Source organism: Haloarcula nitratireducens, from assembly GCF_019599505.1.
Genome location: NZ_RKLT01000002.1, coordinates 196,121 through 211,281 on the forward strand (window position 1 = coordinate 196,121; position 15,161 = coordinate 211,281).

At 68.1% G+C, this 15,161-nt stretch carries 17 protein-coding genes; 7 read left to right on the forward strand and 10 right to left on the reverse strand.

Annotation, left to right across the window (positions count from 1 at the left end):
* Positions 1-85 precede the first annotated feature (85 nt).
* Positions 86-469 (reverse strand): glycine cleavage system protein GcvH, encoded by a 384-nt coding sequence (gene gcvH, locus EGH23_RS07655; RefSeq protein ID WP_220579423.1) that lies wholly within the window; start codon positions 467-469, stop codon positions 86-88.
* Positions 466-1,557 carry a glycine cleavage system aminomethyltransferase GcvT gene (gene gcvT, locus EGH23_RS07660; RefSeq protein ID WP_220579424.1) on the reverse strand — a complete coding sequence of 364 codons (1,092 nt, stop codon included), beginning with the start codon at positions 1,555-1,557 and terminating at the stop codon, positions 466-468. The genes gcvH and gcvT overlap by 4 nt, the downstream gene beginning before the upstream one ends.
* A gap of 1,040 nt (positions 1,558-2,597) precedes the next feature.
* On the opposite strand from gcvT, the gene EGH23_RS07665 reads away from it, so the two are divergent.
* The 3 genes from EGH23_RS07665 to EGH23_RS07675 all read left to right on the forward strand — a co-directional run bounded on the left by EGH23_RS07665 (position 2,598) and on the right by EGH23_RS07675 (position 5,261).
* Positions 2,598-3,062: an NYN domain-containing protein gene (locus EGH23_RS07665; RefSeq protein WP_220579425.1), complete on the forward strand. Its 465-nt coding sequence runs from the start codon at positions 2,598-2,600 to the stop codon at positions 3,060-3,062.
* Between the two features lie 52 nt (positions 3,063-3,114).
* Positions 3,115-3,978, forward strand: a complete 864-nt coding sequence (locus EGH23_RS07670) for a TatD family hydrolase (protein WP_220579426.1) — start codon at positions 3,115-3,117, stop codon at positions 3,976-3,978.
* 284 nt (positions 3,979-4,262) lie between these two features.
* The gene (locus EGH23_RS07675; protein ID WP_220579427.1) at positions 4,263-5,261 is read left to right on the forward strand and encodes a phosphate signaling complex PhoU family protein; all 999 of its coding nucleotides are present in this window, start codon (positions 4,263-4,265) and stop codon (positions 5,259-5,261) included.
* A 386-nt stretch (positions 5,262-5,647) separates the two neighbouring features.
* Here the strand turns inward: EGH23_RS07675 and EGH23_RS07680 are convergent, their stop codons facing one another.
* Positions 5,648-6,019 carry a 30S ribosomal protein S8e gene (locus tag EGH23_RS07680; RefSeq protein ID WP_220579428.1) on the reverse strand — a complete coding sequence of 124 codons (372 nt, stop codon included), beginning with the start codon at positions 6,017-6,019 and terminating at the stop codon, positions 5,648-5,650.
* 125 nt (positions 6,020-6,144) lie between these two features.
* On the opposite strand from EGH23_RS07680, the gene EGH23_RS07685 reads away from it, so the two are divergent.
* Both EGH23_RS07685 and EGH23_RS07690 read left to right on the forward strand, forming a co-directional pair.
* Positions 6,145-7,722 carry a succinic semialdehyde dehydrogenase gene (locus EGH23_RS07685; RefSeq protein ID WP_220579429.1) on the forward strand — a complete coding sequence of 526 codons (1,578 nt, stop codon included), beginning with the start codon at positions 6,145-6,147 and terminating at the stop codon, positions 7,720-7,722.
* Positions 7,719-8,798, forward strand: a complete 1,080-nt coding sequence (locus EGH23_RS07690; RefSeq protein WP_220579430.1) for an SDR family oxidoreductase — start codon at positions 7,719-7,721, stop codon at positions 8,796-8,798. Before EGH23_RS07685 ends, EGH23_RS07690 begins: the two co-directional genes overlap by 4 nt.
* Before the next feature lie 16 nt (positions 8,799-8,814).
* Here EGH23_RS07690 and thrC read toward each other — a convergent pair whose 3' ends face one another.
* The 7 genes from thrC to EGH23_RS07725 form a co-directional block, all read right to left on the reverse strand.
* Positions 8,815-10,005: a threonine synthase gene (gene thrC / locus EGH23_RS07695; protein WP_220579431.1), complete on the reverse strand. Its 1,191-nt coding sequence runs from the start codon at positions 10,003-10,005 to the stop codon at positions 8,815-8,817.
* Between the two features lie 33 nt (positions 10,006-10,038).
* Positions 10,039-10,599, reverse strand: coding sequence for a SprT-like domain-containing protein (locus EGH23_RS07700; RefSeq protein ID WP_220579432.1), 561 nt, complete (start codon positions 10,597-10,599; stop codon positions 10,039-10,041).
* The gene (locus EGH23_RS07705; RefSeq protein WP_220579433.1) at positions 10,599-11,366 is read right to left on the reverse strand and encodes a Nif3-like dinuclear metal center hexameric protein; all 768 of its coding nucleotides are present in this window, start codon (positions 11,364-11,366) and stop codon (positions 10,599-10,601) included. Before EGH23_RS07705 ends, EGH23_RS07700 begins: the two co-directional genes overlap by 1 nt.
* Positions 11,367-11,398: 32 nt before the next feature.
* Entirely contained in the window at positions 11,399-12,115 is a 717-nt protein-coding gene (locus EGH23_RS07710; protein WP_220579434.1) for a hypothetical protein, read from the reverse strand.
* A gap of 77 nt (positions 12,116-12,192) precedes the next feature.
* Positions 12,193-12,948 (reverse strand): LolA-like protein, encoded by a 756-nt coding sequence (locus tag EGH23_RS07715; RefSeq protein ID WP_220579435.1) that lies wholly within the window; start codon positions 12,946-12,948, stop codon positions 12,193-12,195.
* 87 nt (positions 12,949-13,035) lie between these two features.
* On the reverse strand, positions 13,036-13,833 hold the full coding sequence (gene speB / locus EGH23_RS07720) for an agmatinase (protein WP_220579436.1): 798 nt from the start codon (positions 13,831-13,833) through the stop codon (positions 13,036-13,038).
* 2 nt (positions 13,834-13,835) lie between these two features.
* The gene (locus EGH23_RS07725; RefSeq protein ID WP_220579437.1) at positions 13,836-14,216 is read right to left on the reverse strand and encodes a translation initiation factor IF-5A; all 381 of its coding nucleotides are present in this window, start codon (positions 14,214-14,216) and stop codon (positions 13,836-13,838) included.
* A 168-nt stretch (positions 14,217-14,384) separates the two neighbouring features.
* Between EGH23_RS07725 and EGH23_RS26275 the strand changes: the two genes are divergently transcribed.
* Positions 14,385-14,726: a phytanoyl-CoA dioxygenase family protein gene (locus tag EGH23_RS26275; RefSeq protein ID WP_236044708.1), complete on the forward strand. Its 342-nt coding sequence runs from the start codon at positions 14,385-14,387 to the stop codon at positions 14,724-14,726.
* The gene (locus EGH23_RS07730) at positions 14,612-15,160 is read left to right on the forward strand and encodes a phytanoyl-CoA dioxygenase family protein (RefSeq protein ID WP_236044709.1); all 549 of its coding nucleotides are present in this window, start codon (positions 14,612-14,614) and stop codon (positions 15,158-15,160) included. The genes EGH23_RS26275 and EGH23_RS07730 overlap by 115 nt, the downstream gene beginning before the upstream one ends.
* Position 15,161: the final 1 nt, after the last annotated feature.

Genomic DNA, 15,161 nt, shown 5'->3' on the forward strand with positions numbered 1-15,161 from the left:
ATACCCTACCTACGGCCGGTACATTAGCGTATTCCTTGGCCGAACGCGCGCGAGGGAGTCACACGCGACCGGCGAAGCGGCAGCCCTACGCTATCTGGTCGGCGTACTCGTCGGACGAGAGCAAGTCCTCCAGTTCGTCCTCGTCCGTCAGCTCGACTTCGAGCATCCACCCGTCGCCGAAGGGGTCCTCGTTGACCAGTTCCGGCTCGTCGAACAGCCGCTCGTTGACCGCCGTCACCGTGCCCGAAACGGGCGCGTAGATGTCCGAGACGGCCTTGATGGACTCCACGACGCCGAACTCCTCGCCCGCGGTTACCTCCTCGCCCTCGTCGGGGAGTTCGACGAAGACCACGTCGCCCAGTTCGTCCTGTGCGAAGTCGGTGATGCCGACGCGCGCGGTGCCGTCGTCGGGCCGTACCCACTCGTGGGACTCCAGATATCGCCGGTCTTCGGGAACGTCGAAACTCATCTGTCGAGGAATGGGGGCGTCCTGGTACGTGCCTTCTTCGGTTCGCCGCGGACGACCACCCGAACGGACTGGTCGGGGTCGCTGTACTCGACCGGGAGGTACGCCAGCGCGATGGGTTCGCCGAGCGTCGGGCTCATCGTCCCGCTGGTGACGTGACCCAGCGAGTCGCCGTCCGGCGACTCCACTTCGTAGCCCTGGCGCGGAACCCCGCGGTCGATCAGTTCGAGACCGACGAGTTTCTCCGAAACGCCTTGCGCCTCGACTCCCTCTAGGGCGTCGCGGCCGACGAACTCCGTGTCGAGTTTGACCGTCCAGCCGATGCCTGCTTCGTAGGGATTACGGGGTTCGTCCTCGGGATCGAAGTCCTGCCCGGAGAGGAGAAAGCCCATCTCCAGCCGAAGCGTATCACGCGCCCCCAGTCCGCAGGGCTGGCACTCGATCGCGTTCCACACCGCCGCCGCGCTCCCGGACGGACAGAGCACCTCGAACCCGCGCTCGCCCGTGTACCCCGTGCGCGCGATGAGCGACGACACCTCGGCGACCGCTCCGCCGCCGATGTCGAAGCGGTCCATCTCGCCGAGGTTCACGTTCGTCCGCTCGGCCAGCAGTTCCGGCGCGTCCGGTCCCTGTACCGCGATCATGGCGTACTCCGTCGTGCGGTTCGTCACCGCCGCGTCGAGGCCCCACTCCTCGCGGTGGTCCTCCCATCGCTCGGTCATCTCCCCGTCGTGGCCCGCGTTGGGGACGAAGAGGAAGTCGTCGTGTTCGGTCTCGGGAAGCCGATAGACGACAACGTCGTCGAGCATGACGCCGTCCTCGTCGGTTATCGCGCCGTACTGCGCTTCGCCGTAGTCAAGCGCGGTAACGTCGTTGGTCGTCAGCCGCTGGGTGAGCGCCGCGGCGTCCGACCCGGAAACCGTGATCTGTCCCATGTGCGAGACGTCGAACTTCCCCGCCGAGGACCGGACGGCGGCGTGTTCCTCACGAATCGACGTGAACTCGACCGGCATCTCCCAGCCGCCGAAGTCCGTAAAGCGGGCGTCGGCCGCTTCGTGGGCCTCCGACAGCGGCGGCGAACGTAGCGTCATGGGCGTGAAATCGACCCCGGTGACCTTACTACTTGGCCTCTGTTGGCGTTCGATGGCGACCGCCGGGCGACTGGTAAACTGTATAACGCGATAGCAAATTCGGTTCAGTTCGGAACGAGCCGACTTTCTCCGCGCGGTCGCTCGTGTGCACGTCCGTCTTCGCAAAACAGCTCTCTGTCGGATCAGTAGGCGTGCCAGCACCCGTACCGAGGGTTTGCCGCGGCGAACGTCACGCTGTCCGGGTCTGACAACACGAACAGTCGCTGACTCTCGTCGGCCGCGCGATCGGGCGCATTTCGATTCGCCGTCTGGGCGAATCCGAGACGACCCGAGCGATAACGATCGTATCGAGGGACGAACCGCCTTCTGACTCAGCGACGGCGTCGTATCTCGCGCGAGCGGGTTAGCTAGCAATCATCGACGAGATGTCGAAGTTACGTTCTCACACGGAAGTATAATCGAGAGTGAAAGCGAGCGGATTCGAGGACGGACCAGTGAGACGGACTAGCTGGACCCGTGGTTCCTCCCTTCGACGCGAGTACATTCGCCGGTCTGATACAGCGTGCGGAACGTGGCAACCACCCGTTACCGACCCGCTTTCGCCGGTGACCCACCAGCGGACGAAAGCGTGCTGTCCGGGGACTTGGGTGCCACGTAGCGGCTGTCACACCCGGTTTCGGTTCTGTCGGGAGGTGTCTCGTTCACAATTCGGTCGTGCAAGCGCCTTCGTTCGGATTCACGACGTACCGAAGTGCCGAGCGCTCGCTCAGCTCGCGGGTGGCGAAGAGTCGCGCGTGTCGATAAACGACCGCCGGGAGTTCGAAGTCGATAGCACGCTCACGTTCGACCAGCAGGAAACTGAGTACGAGAGGGGGTTCGTAGAACGGCCCTCTCCCAGGAGCGCCATTCGCCGGCGTGGTCGAAACAGTAACTCCCGATACCGATACCGCATTCCATATAGCTATTTTTGGTTTATCACCTCGGGAAGTGCGAGCGGCGAGAAACGCCACAAATAAGCCCAGCGGCCGGAGAGACGGCACATGAATCTATTTCGTCGGCTCCGGGACGGAGAGAGCGACGAGACGGAGCGGGTGGGGTTGTACGTAGACGGGCCGAACGTGTTGCGCTCGGAGTTCGACGTCGACTTAGAGGACGTGCGGACCGTCGCCGAGTCCTACGGACCGCTCGCGACGACGCGGCTCTACCTCGACGAGAACGCGTCGCCCGGTCTCATCCAGGCGGGCGAGGCCCGCGGCTTCGAAGTGATCACGACCAGCGGCGACGTGGACGTTCGCCTCGCCGTGGACGCGACGGAGGCGGTCGCGTCCGGTCGCATCGACGTCCTCGTCGTGGCCTCGCGGGACACGGATTTCAAGCCGGCACTGGAAGTCGCCGCTCGGAACGGCGTCCGCACCGTCGCGCTCGCGCCGGGGGAACACGGCCGCTCGGACGCCCTGCAGAACGCCGCACAGGACTCCCTCTCGCTGGACGCCGACGTGGAGTGAGGGCGGACTATCGGAGGAGAACGGTTTTGCCGGGGGCGCTCTGAGGCCCGATATGGACATCGAGGAGACGCCGGTGCTCGACAACCACCTGCATCTCGACCCGGTCAACGGCCGGAACGTCGAGGCCGTCGAGGAGTTCGCCGAACACGGCGGGACGCACTTGCTCGTCCTCAACAAGCCGTCCTGGCATCTCACCGAGGCGGCCGCGGACGAGTCGACGTTCCGCGAGGTGTTCGATCTGACCGTCGGGGCCGTCGAGGACGCGACGGAGGTACTTCCGGGCCGCGCGTGGCCCGTCCTCGGCGTCCATCCGGCCCTCGTCTCGCGTCTCGTCGAAGACGGCCACACGCCGGAGGAGGCACGCGACATCATGCAGACGGGACTCGACGTGGCCGCTGAGTACGTCACCGACGGCCCGGCGCTGGCGATCAAGTCCGGTCGCCCCCACTACGACGTCGACGACGCTGTGTGGGAGGCCTCGAACGAAGTGATGCGCCACGGGTTCGAACTCGCGGCCGACGGCGACTTCGCCATCCAACTCCACACCGAGGGCGGCGAGGACTTCGCGGAGGTCGCCCGCTGGGCCGAAGAGCGGGGGCTGGACCGAACGCAGGTCGTCAAGCACTACTCCGGCGGCCGGCTGGTCGGGCCGACGAAATCCGTCTTGGCCGACAAGGACGAGTTGGAGATAGCCATCGAAGAGGACGAGCCGTTCCTGATGGAGACGGACTACATCGACGACCCGGACCGCCCCGGCGCGGTGCTGGGACCGAAGACGGTACCGCGACGCGTCCGCTGGTTACTGGAGTCGAACCACGACGAGGCGGTCCGAACGGCCCACGTCGAGACGCCCGGGGCGGTGTACGGCATCGACACCGAGGCGACGCTGGCCGACCGAGACGGAAGTGGGGACTGAAAGATAGAACTCGGCAGTCGAATATATAGCATAGCCATGTAGAACGTACTCACTATCTTCGCTATGAGCGGGCTACATATCCGGTTCGTTCGATATCTGGCACGCGGAGCCGTTTCGGGGGGATCGTATCGATTCGATACCGAAGTCGAGCTACTGGCCTAACCGAAACGATATGCCGGCAATAGAACGTCCATAAACGTCTTTAACACAATATAGGAAATGGTTGGCGCGAAATATATAGATAGGGATGGATTTATACCGAGGAAGGTGCGATATGGACTTACATGGAGACCCGTAAGGTCCAGGTGACGGGCGGTTCGACGTACACAGTCTCGCTCCCAAAGGATTGGGCGACCGAGAACGACGTCAGCGCAGGCAGTGTCGTGGAGTTTCACACAGAGGAGGACCTGCTACTGCTCGCGCCCAAGCGCGAGGACGACCGCGTCGAGGGGACCCTCGACGTCGGCGGACTGGACAACAAGCACGAGCTCACTCGCGCCGTGATGACGATGTACGTGAGCGGCTTCGACGTCATCCGACTCGAAGCGCCCCGCATCACGGCCGAACAGCGCCGCATCATCCGGGACGCGACGCAGGGGCTGGTGGGTCTGGAAGTCATCGAGGAGACTTCCGACCGGGTCGTCCTACAGGACTTACTCGACTCCTCGGAGCTGTCGGTCCACAACGCCATCACGCGGATGCGATTGGTCGCGCTCACGATGCTTTCGGACGCCGTCGAGGCGCTCATCGAGGACAACGACGACCTCGCACAGGACGTCATCCAGCGCGACGACGACGTCGACCGCCTCTGGTACATGGTCTCTCGGGTGTTCCGCACCGTCCTCCGGAACCCCACCGCCGCGAACGAGATCGGGTTCCCCCGCGAGACCGTCTTCGACTACCAGTCGAGCGCCAGACAGTTAGAGCGCATCGCGGACCACGCGACGAAGATCGCCGGGCTCTCCCGCGAGATCGGCGAGATCACCGGCGAGACGGCCGACCTCCTCCGTGAACTCGAATCGGAGGCGACGGCCATCCCCGAGACGGCGATGGACGCGCTGCTCGCCGACGACTCGGAGGAGGCGGTCGAACTCGCGAACGAGGCCCGGAGCGGCATCCCGAAAGTCGACGAGACGGCCCGCGACGTCGATAGCAAAGTCCGCGAACTGGACCCACAGAGCGCACAGATCCTCGGTCGCGTCGTGGACTCGCTGTCCCGGACGGCCGACTACGGCGGCAACATCGCCGAGAGCGCCCTCCAGAAAGCCGCGCCGCGCCCCTAGCCCCAGTACCGCCGTAGAGACTCTCTCAGCCGGGTTTGTCTCCAAATTTCATCGCTCGCGTCCGCGTGCCAGCAGCGCGGTCGGCCGGCCAACTGTGCCGGGTCCCGCGTATTTATTATGAACGATCGTGTATATAACGGCGACGTGCGGTCGGTTCGCAAGCACCACCTCGTCAGTCGCCAACTGCACGTCACTTCGACGGCGGCTCGCACCAGCCGCTGTCGCCCCACGGGCTGTTCTCCGAGCGTCTCCGAAAAGGATGACAGCGTGCGAACAGCCCCGAACGCGGCTGTGCGGTACCACGCGCGCTATCGGAACGGATTGGCCGACCCGCGAAAGCGCCGCTATGCGAAGACGAGCGGCTACCGAGAACTACCGAGCGCGCTCTACTCGACGAGGACGGCGTTGACCTGGCCGTCCTGACCGGGACGGGAGGTAACGCGGGCCAACCCTTCGGAGGTCTCGATGACCGCGCCCTTCGTGATGATGTTCCGGCGTGCGTAGTTCGGGTTCGATGGGTTCTCCTCGACCGTCTCGATGGTCGCTTCGCGGGTCTCCGCGCCGTCGGCGATGCTGGCGACGTTCGTGGTGACCGCACGGACCTTCTGGGTGTTACCCCGCGAGTCGACGACCTTCAGCTTCCGGTCGCCGACCTGCGTTTCGGTGGACTCCCGGCCGAGTTGCTGCTTCTTCTTCTTGTGGTTCGGGCGTCGTCGACCGCCCGTCCGCTTGCGAGGGGAGCGTCCCTGGTCTTTCATATCCGTTTCATGACCCAGCGGCTACTTGAACCGTTCGATGCCCGACGAAGCGCGACCAGCCGTCCCGACACGGCGCGAGGCCGCGACGGCGAAACTACATTGTACGTGCCGGCCCTCGAGAAACCATGAACGCGTCGACTGTTTCGACCGTACTACCAGCGCGGACCAGGGAGCGCCTCGCCGAGACGGTCACCCGCGTCGGCGACCGGGAGTCGATGACGGTCCGGTCGCCGTTTACCGACACCGCCCTCGGGACGGTTCCGGCGTGTCGACCGGCCGACGTGACCGCGGCCGTCGAGCGGGCGCGGGCGGCCCAGTCGGCGTGGGCCGACCGGCCGCTCGAAGAGCGCGCGTCCGTACTGGAGTCCGTCGCGGACGAGATGCTCTCGAACCGCGAGGAGTTGCTCGACGTCGTCCAGGCGGAGGCGGGGAAGTCCCGCCTCGACGCCCACGTCGAGGCGCTGGACGTGGTGTTGACCGCCGATTACTACGCTCGCGAGGGACCGGACCACCTCCGCTCGACCCGGAAGAGCAGCGGGTTCCCGCTGGTGACGAAGACCGTCGAGCACCGCGACCCCGTCGGCGTCGTCGGGCTCGTCGAACCGTGGAACTACCCCCTGACGCTGGCCATCTCGGACATGCTGCCGGCCCTGCTCGCCGGCAACGCCGCGGTGCTCAAACCCGCCGAGGCGACGCCGTTCACCGCGTTGCGCGCGGTCGAACTGCTGACCGAGGCCGGCGTCCCCGAGGACCTCGTACAGGTCGTCACCGGCGACGGTGAGACCGTGGGCGAACCGCTCGTCGCATCGGTGGATTACCTCACCTTCACCGGAAGCACGGAGACGGGGCGGACCGTCGCGTCGCTGGCAGGCGAGCACCTGATCGACGCCTCGATGGAACTGGGCGGGAAGAACGCCGCCGTCGTCCTTCCGGACGCGGACCTCTCGAAGGCGGTCCGCGGGCTGGTCCACGGGAGCTTCGCCAACGCCGGCCAACTGTGTATATCCTTCGAGAGAATATTCGTCCACGAAGACGTCTACGACGACTTCCTCGCGCGCTTCGTCGCGGCGACGGCGGAACTGGAACTCGGCGCTTCGCTCGACTTCGGTCCCGACGTGGGGTCGCTCGTCGCCGAGCACCAACTGGAGACGGTCGAGTCCCACGTCGCCGACGCCCGCGAGCGCGGCGCGACCGTCGAGACGGGCGGACGGCGCCGCGAGGACGTGGGACCGCTGTTCTACGAACCGACCGTCCTCACCGACCTCCCCGGGGACGCCACCGCCGCCCGCGAGGAGACGTTCGGCCCCGTCGTCTCGGTGACGCCCGTCGCCGACGCCGACGAGGCCGTCTCGCGCGCGAACGACACCGACTACGGTCTTCACGGGAGCGTCTGGACCGCGGACGCCGACCGGGGCGAATCGCTCGCTCGTCGTATCGACGCCGGCTCCGTCTCGGTCAACGACGCCTACCTCGGGATGTGGGCCTCGACGGACGCGCCGATGGGCGGCGTCGGCGACTCCGGTATCGGCCGGCGACACGGCCGCGAGGGGATTCAGAAGTACACCGAGTCCCAGACGGTGACGACCCAGCGACTCCATCCGCTGGTGCCGGCGAACCCCGTTCCCAACCGACTGGCCGCTCGGGGAGCGAGCCTGAGCGTCCGGGCGCTCCGACGGCTCCGGGGACTCCCGCCGTTCCGATGACGCGGTTTCTCACCGGCTTTCCGGGCTTCCTCGGCGCGGCGCTCGTCTCCCGGCTGCTCGCGCGGAGCGACGGCGCCGTCACCTGTCTCGTCCAACCGGCGTACCGCGACGTGGCGGAGCGGCGGGCCGACGAACTGACCGCCGAGGCCGACGCGGCGCGCGACCGCATCACGCTCGTCGAGGGGGACATCACCGACCCGAATCTCGGCCTGACCGACTACGACGCGATTCGCCGCGAGACGGCCGTCGTCTACCACCTCGCGGCGCTGTACGACCTCGGGGCCGAGCGCGGACCCGCCGAGCGCGTCAACGTCGACGGGACCGACCACGTCCTCGACTTCGCCGCGGACGCGGCCGTCGAGCGACTGCACTACGTGAGCACCTGCTACGTCAGCGGCCGCTACGACGGGACGTTCACCCACGCGGACCTCGACGTGGGCCAGTCGTTCAACAACCACTACGAGCGGACGAAGTTCGAGGCCGAGCGCGCGGTGCGGGCACGGATGGCCGACGGCCTCCCGGTGACGGTGTACCGACCGGCGATCGCCGTCGGCGACAGCGAGACCGGCGAGACACGGAAGTACGACGGCCCGTACTACCTCCTCTCGCTACTGCGCCGCCAGCCCCGGCTCGCGTTCGCCCCCGCGCCGCCCCGCCCCGACGCGGTCCACCTGAACGTCGTCCCGCGGGACTTCGTGGTCGACGCCATCGCCGAACTCTCGGGACGGCCGGAGACGGTCGGCGAGGTGTACCAGCTCTGCAATCCGCATCCGCCGACCGTCGGCGGGGTCATCCGGAAACTGGGCCGCGCCGCCGACCGCCGGGCCGTTCCAGTTCCGGGGACGGCGAACCCGTCGTACGAACTGCTCGATCGGTTCCCCGGCCTCGCCGGCCGACTCGGCGTCGAGCCGGAGACGCTTCCCTACTTCTCGCACCCGACGACGTATACGGACGCGAACACCAGACGGGCGCTCGCGGGGACCGGCGTCCGATGTCCGCTGTTCGAGTCCTACGTCGATCGCCTGGTCGCGTACGTCCGCGACCACCCCGACCTCGACGCCGACGCGATGGCGTAGCGACGACGCATCGACGTCAGCCCATTCGCTCGGAGACGGCGTCGTCGAGCGCCCCCAGTTCCACCCTCGCCGCGTCGACGGCCGGCGCGTCCACGTCGCGTTCGGTGAACCCGGTCCCGGTCGCGATCAGCACCACGTCGCTGTCACCTTCGAGGGCATCCCCCTCGGCGAGGCGACGCGCCCCGGCCAGCGCCGTGGCGGACGCGCTCTCGACGAACAGGCCCGCGTCGGCCGAGAGCGTCCGTCGCGCGTCGAGGATGGCCTCGTCGTCGACGGCGAGGACGCCGCCGCCGGTCGCTCGCGCCGCCGCCAGCACTCGATTGCCGCTCGGCGGGTCGGCGTTGGCGATGGAGTACGCCACCGTCTCGCCGCCCTCGATGGGCGTCACCGTCCGGTCGCCTCTCTCCCACGCGTCGGCGATGGGCGCGCAGGCCGCCGTCTGGACGAAGTAGAGGCGCGGGAGTTCGGTCGCGAGGCCGGCGTCGCGCAGTTCCCGGAACGCCTTCCAGACGGCGCTGCCGTGGCCGCCGCTGGAGACAGGTAGGACGACGGCGTCGGGCGGTTCGGGCGCGAACCCCTCCGCGATCTCCAGCGCGGTCGTCTTCTGGCCGGCGACCCGCAACGGCGTGTCCGAGTTGACGAACGCGATCCGCTGCTCGCGTCCGACGCGGAGCGACTCGTCGTAGAGGCCGCCGTAGTCCCCCTCGACGCGGAGTATCGTCGGGTCGTACCGGGCGAGGAGCGCCAGTCGCTCGGCGGGGACGTCCGCCGGGACGAGCACCAGACAGTCCAGTCCGGCGCTGGCGGCGTGGGCGGCCATCGACCGCGCCATGTTGCCGTGCGAGACGGTGCCGACCGTCCCGTAGCCGGCGTCGGCGGCGGCCGCGACTCCCACGGCGCTCCCCCGGTCCTTGAACGTCCCCGTCGGGTTCGACCCCTCGAACTTCACGTGGACTCGCGCGCCGACGTCGCCGTCCAGCCGCGGCGCGCGAACGAACGGCGTCCCGCCCGCGCCGGCGGCCAGTCCGGTCGGGTCCACGTCGGGCAACAGGTCGCGATAGCGCCACAGCGACCGCTTTCCGCCCTCGGGCCACGCAAAGCACTCCGAGTCGGTCGCCACCCAGTACGGTTCGCCGCAGTCACAGCGCGCGCCGGCCGCGAGCGTCGCGGTGGCCCCGCAGTCGTAGCAGATCAGCGGAACGTCCATGCGGTCGCTACGGGCGGCAGGGTGGTAAGGCGTTCACTCCAGCGCCAGTTCCGCGCCGCAGCAGTCGGAGCGATAGCGCTCGCGTTCGCGGACCAGTTTGCATTCGCGGTAGCGGCGGGCGATCGGGTCGCCGCAACTCTCACACGAGAGGACGTACTTCGCGTCGGCGAAAGCGGGACAGCGGACCTCCGTCTCCAGGTCGGCCGCTCGCTCGCGGAACGCCGGCCCGTGGTCGGTCGTCCCGTCGCGCTGGTACTGCTCGACGTGGACGAGTTCGTGCCGGAGCGTCGCCTCCCACTCCGCGCGGTCGAACGACTCGAAGGCCTCGCGGGTCAGCGACAGCGTACAGGGCAGGGGACGGCCGTCGGCCCTCTCTACCTGTTCCCAGTCGAAGGGCGTGCCGACGGCGGCGTCGGGCAGTTTCGGGCGCTTGACCGCGGCGGCCCGGCGCTTGGCTCGGTTCGACACCTCCCAGTCGACGAGGTCGAAGCGGACGGGGACCGCCCACTCGCGACGCACGTCTCGGCAGTAGGCCCGCGACCACGCGATAAGTTCCGCGTCGGTCGAGACGTCCCCGTAGTCGACGGCGTCCATCAGAGCCCGGTCGGACAGTCAATGAACGTCGTCTCCAGCCCCCACTCCTCCAGCAGGGACCCGACCGACCGGACGCCGAACGTCTCGGTGGCGTAGTGACCCGCCAGCACGACGTTGATACCGGCCTCGCGGGCCTCGTGGTAGACCTGCTGTTTGCCCTCGCCGGTGACGAACACGTCGGCGTGGGACTCGTCGGCTTCCCCGACCCAGTCGGCCCCGCTCCCGGTGACGACGGCCACGTCTTCGACGCTTTCGGGTCCGAAATCGAGCGTCTGTACGGGTTGTCCGCCGGTGTCGAGCGACGATTCGAGCGTCCCGGTGAGGTCCGAGAGCGGCGTCGGTTCGGAGAGCGTCCCTCGCTGTCCGATGTGTTCGCCCCCTATCGAACCGAACGGTTGGCGGTCGTCGAGGTCCAAGAGGTCGGCCACGCCGGCGGCGTTGCCGAGCGTCTGGTGGCCGTCGAGCGGGAGGTGCGCGACGTAGAGCGCGAGGCCGTCCTCGACGAGCGGTGCGACCCGGTCGTAGGTCGTCCCGGTGACGCGTTCGACGCTCCCCCAGACGATGCCGTGATGGGCGAGCAGGAGGTCCGCGCCGGCGTCGCCCGCGCGGTCGATGGTCTCGGCGGCCGCGTCGACGGCGAGGGCGACGCGGTCGACGTCGCGGTCGGCCGGGCCGACCTGTAGTCCGTTGGGACTCGCGTCGATATCGGCGTAGGCGTCGACGGCGAGTTCCTCGTCGAGTCTGGCGGCGAGTTCGCCTGCGTGCATGTCCCGTCGTTTCGCCGCCGGCGTCGTATGTCTTACTCCGCCGGGACGAACCGCCCGTCCGCCTCGCCGATGAGGCCGCGCTCGACCGCGGCGTCGGTTATCGCGTCGAACTCCTCGGGTTCGATGTCGTAGGCGTTGACCGCCACCTCGCGTATCTCCGCCTTCTCGACCGGTAGCTGGCGGTTCTGGACGAGGCGCATCACCCTGTTGTACTCAAGTCGCGTCAGCGACGCGTCGTCGCTGTCGCCCCCGTCGGACCCCGCGCGCTCGGTGTCGTCGCCCGTCTGCGCGTCGGCCCCGGAGGGCGACTCGCCGGTCGCGGGCGGCGTCTCCGCGGCGGTCGGGTCGGCCGAATCGGCCGCCTCGTCGTCGGTTCCGAGAAGCGTGCCGTCATCGGCCGTCTCGATGCCCGCCGATCCCGCCGCGTCTCCGAGGAGGTCGTCGCCCCGTTCGGTATCGCCGACCTCGGTGGTCTCGTCCGTCGCCATCGGGGCGGCGTCGGCCGCCGACTTCGCGTCTCGGTCGCCGTTCGCGTCGCGTGCGTCGGCCGTGCCGGCCGCGTCGGACTCCTCCGCCGCGGCGACGACTTCCTCCAGTACCGTCCCAAGTTTCCGACGGCAGGTCTGACAGAGGACGACCGTCCGCCGTTCGGCGTCGGGCGACCGGAGCTGTTGCGGCACGATGGGATACTCGGCCAGCGACGCGTCCAGCGCGCCGCCACAGAAGTAACACGAGGAGAGTCGGTCCATACGCCCGCTTGTGCGCTCATCGCTAATAAAACGGGGCGCGGTCGGTGAAAGCAACGGGATCGAGCGTCGACGTCCGGTCAGTCGCCGGGACAGCCGAGCTCCATCGCGTCCGATCGAACGTCGTCGGGAATCGTCACCTCGACCCGGTCGCCGTAGTCGCGAAAGCGCGTGGTCAGCGTCGCGGTGGCCGTCTCGCCGTCGCCGCTGACGCGCACGGTTACCCGGCTCCGAACCGGGAGATTCGTCGTCTCGTCTAACCAGATGTCGACGGTCACGCTGTCGACGCCGGGCGAACCGAACACCGGTCGGTTCCCCGCGCCGGCGTCCGATTCTTCGAGCGCCGACGGCGAGGGGTGACTCGAGAGATGGACCGTCCGCCGACCGTCGACGGTCTCCGTCCCGTTGTAGTAGAGGTCGCCCGTCGAGAGCACGGAGAGCTGTCGGCCCAGCGGCGTGAGCTCAGTCCAGTTGCCCCCGGCCGAGACGTTCTCTTTGCCCCAGGACAGGCCGTCCGTGCGACACTGCTCGAACGCGGTCCGATCGTCGACGTAGCTTCCGGCGACGCTGCCGCCTACAGTCACATTGGCAGCCTGCCGGCGAGTCGTCACGTTGACGCGACCGGACCCGGAGCCGTCGATCCGCTCGCCGCTGGCGGTCGTCGAGGCGTCGATGTCGACCTCGTAGCGGTAGGATTCGACGGTTTCGGCGCGTTCGCGGGCGGCGTCGAGCCGTTCGATGGCCCGTTCCTCTCGGACGGGTTCGTCGCCGAAGACGGAGCAGCCGGCGAGGACGAGCGACAGCGCGAGGGCTACGTGGAGGGCGGGGCGGCGCATCGAACGTACGTACCGATGCCGATAGAAAGAACCTTTCGTCGGTCTCACGGCGGACGAGGCGGCTCCGCGGGGGAGAACAGCGAAGCGCTACACGTCCGCGTGAGCGAACACGTACGCTCGGAGGAGCTTCGCCGCCAGCGTGGCGGCCTGCCCGTCGTCGCGGTCGTTCACCTCAACGACGTCGAACCCCACGGTCTGCGGGGCGACCGACCGCACCGCGTCGCGCATCTCACGGGGCGAGAGGCCGAAGGGCTCGGGCGTGCCGGTACCGGGCGCGAACCCGGGGTCTGCGGCGTCGATATCCACCGAGAGGTAGGCCGTCCCGTCGAAGTCCGGCGTCCAGTCGGGCACCTCCTCCGGCGGGACGACGGTCACGCTCTCGGCGTCGGCGCGTTCCCACTCGGCCTCGCTCCCGGTTCGCGCGCCCAGCACGACCGCGCGGTCGGCCACCGAGAGCGCGTGGCGGGTCACCGTCGCGTGGGAGTACTCGTCGCCGGCGTAGGACTCGCGCAGGTCGAGATGGGCGTCGAGACAGACGAAGACGTCCGGGGAGAGCGCGCGGACGGCGGCGACGGTGACGGTGTGTTCGCCGCCGACCAGCAGCGGCACCGCGCCGTCCCTATCGAACTCACCGATGGCGCTCGCGAGGAAATCGAGGTACTCGGCGGTGTCGGCCGTCGGGCCGACGTCGCCGTGGTCGTACACCGAGAGATCGGTGAAGTGCCGACCGGTGTGGCGGTCGTAGTCGTCGAACTGCTCGCCGAACGTGCGGACGCGGCGCGGGCCGAAGCGGGCACCGGGACGAAAAGAAGTCGAGGCGTCCAGCGGTGCCCCCACGAGGGCGTAGGCCGCGTCCTCGCGGTCGGCGGCCGCGCCGGGGAACATCGTTACGACCGCGTGATCTTGCGCTGCTCCTCGTACTCGAGGTACTCGATCTCGTCGTCGGGCTGGAGGTCGACGTCCTCGGGCATGAGCATCGTGAACGTGTCGTAGGTCTCTAAGTCCATGACCTGTGCGTCGCTGCCGTCGACGGAGACGACCTGACCCTGCTTCCGGTTGATGATGGGGATCCAGACCTTCGCGTCGACGGGCTGGGACAGCGAGCGCTTCTTGCTGTCGAAGACGCCGCGGGCGTCGATACGAGCCTTGGCGCTGCCGTGTTTGCCGGGCTTGGCCGTGCTGTAGGAGTCGATCTTACACGGCGTGTCCTCGATCATTACGTAGCTGCCCTCGTCCAGTTCGCGAACTTCTGTCTGCTCTCTTGCCATACCGCCGCGTTACCTCTGTCGTAGTATAAACGGTTTGGAATTGCGTAGTCACGACCCGCGCGGGCCGGGCGGTCGCCGCACTGACCGGTTACACCTCGATGGCTCGGTCGACGAGACGTCGAAACCGCGGTTGGAAGGGTTTATGACTCGGGAATAGTAGCAAGTGGTATGACGCTCACCGAGGGGGAGTTCGAACAGTACCAGCGCGACGGCTACGTCGTCGTCGATGATTGCCTCGACGACGGGACCGTCGAGCGCGTGACGGCGCGAATCGACGAGTACGTCCGGAACGAGCGCCGGGAGAACGGGTTCCAGCGGATGCTCGAACCGGGGGCGACTCCGGTGTCGGCGGCTTCGAAGGCGCCGAGCAGGTCCGGAAGTTCGAGGGACTGGGGATGGTTCGGGAGGACGACGTCTTCGCCGACCTCGTTACCGACGACGCGATCGTCGACGCCGTTCGGGAGTTGCAGGGGACGAACCTCAAACTCCTGCGCAGCGCCGCGATGCTGAAACCGCCCCGCGTCGGCAGCGAGAAGAAGTTCCACCAGGACGCCGCGTACTACCCCAGCCACCCGATGGACCACGTCACCGTCTGGATGGCGCTCGATCAGTCCACGACCGAGAACGGCTGTATGCGGGTCGTCCCGGGCGCGCACACGGACGGCTTGCTCGACCACGAGGCCGTCGAGTACGAGACGGACATCACGCTGGAGGAGGGCGGATACGGCCTCGAAGACACCGTCGATCTGCCGATGGAGCCCGGCGACGTGCTTTTCCAGCACTGCCTGCTTCCCCACTACACCGCGCCGAACGAGACCGACGACTGGCGGCGGGCGTTCATCGCTTCCTACATGCGCGGGCGCTCCCGGTTCACCGACGAGGACCCGCCGGCCTGGGTCGACAGCGAGCACGTCGCCGGCGAGTCGTTCCCGGGGTGCGTCTGAG

Coding starts and splice junctions, on each gene's coding strand:
- gcvH (WP_220579423.1), bottom strand. CDS start 469: ATGAGTTTCGACGTTCCCGAAGACCGGCGATATCTGGAGTCCCACGAG.
- EGH23_RS26275 (WP_236044708.1), top strand. CDS start 14,385: ATGACGCTCACCGAGGGGGAGTTCGAACAGTACCAGCGCGACGGCTAC.
- EGH23_RS07730 (WP_236044709.1), top strand. CDS start 14,612: ATGGTTCGGGAGGACGACGTCTTCGCCGACCTCGTTACCGACGACGCG.
- EGH23_RS07680 (WP_220579428.1), bottom strand. CDS start 6,019: ATGAAAGACCAGGGACGCTCCCCTCGCAAGCGGACGGGCGGTCGACGA.
- EGH23_RS07670 (WP_220579426.1), top strand. CDS start 3,115: ATGGACATCGAGGAGACGCCGGTGCTCGACAACCACCTGCATCTCGAC.
- EGH23_RS07675 (WP_220579427.1), top strand. CDS start 4,263: ATGGAGACCCGTAAGGTCCAGGTGACGGGCGGTTCGACGTACACAGTC.
- EGH23_RS07690 (WP_220579430.1), top strand. CDS start 7,719: ATGACGCGGTTTCTCACCGGCTTTCCGGGCTTCCTCGGCGCGGCGCTC.
- EGH23_RS07700 (WP_220579432.1), bottom strand. CDS start 10,599: ATGGACGCCGTCGACTACGGGGACGTCTCGACCGACGCGGAACTTATC.
- EGH23_RS07685 (WP_220579429.1), top strand. CDS start 6,145: ATGAACGCGTCGACTGTTTCGACCGTACTACCAGCGCGGACCAGGGAG.
- EGH23_RS07705 (WP_220579433.1), bottom strand. CDS start 11,366: ATGCACGCAGGCGAACTCGCCGCCAGACTCGACGAGGAACTCGCCGTC.
- EGH23_RS07665 (WP_220579425.1), top strand. CDS start 2,598: ATGAATCTATTTCGTCGGCTCCGGGACGGAGAGAGCGACGAGACGGAG.
- EGH23_RS07725 (WP_220579437.1), bottom strand. CDS start 14,216: ATGGCAAGAGAGCAGACAGAAGTTCGCGAACTGGACGAGGGCAGCTAC.
- speB (WP_220579436.1), bottom strand. CDS start 13,833: ATGTTCCCCGGCGCGGCCGCCGACCGCGAGGACGCGGCCTACGCCCTC.
- thrC (WP_220579431.1), bottom strand. CDS start 10,005: ATGGACGTTCCGCTGATCTGCTACGACTGCGGGGCCACCGCGACGCTC.
- EGH23_RS07715 (WP_220579435.1), bottom strand. CDS start 12,948: ATGCGCCGCCCCGCCCTCCACGTAGCCCTCGCGCTGTCGCTCGTCCTC.
- gcvT (WP_220579424.1), bottom strand. CDS start 1,557: ATGACGCTACGTTCGCCGCCGCTGTCGGAGGCCCACGAAGCGGCCGAC.
- EGH23_RS07710 (WP_220579434.1), bottom strand. CDS start 12,115: ATGGACCGACTCTCCTCGTGTTACTTCTGTGGCGGCGCGCTGGACGCG.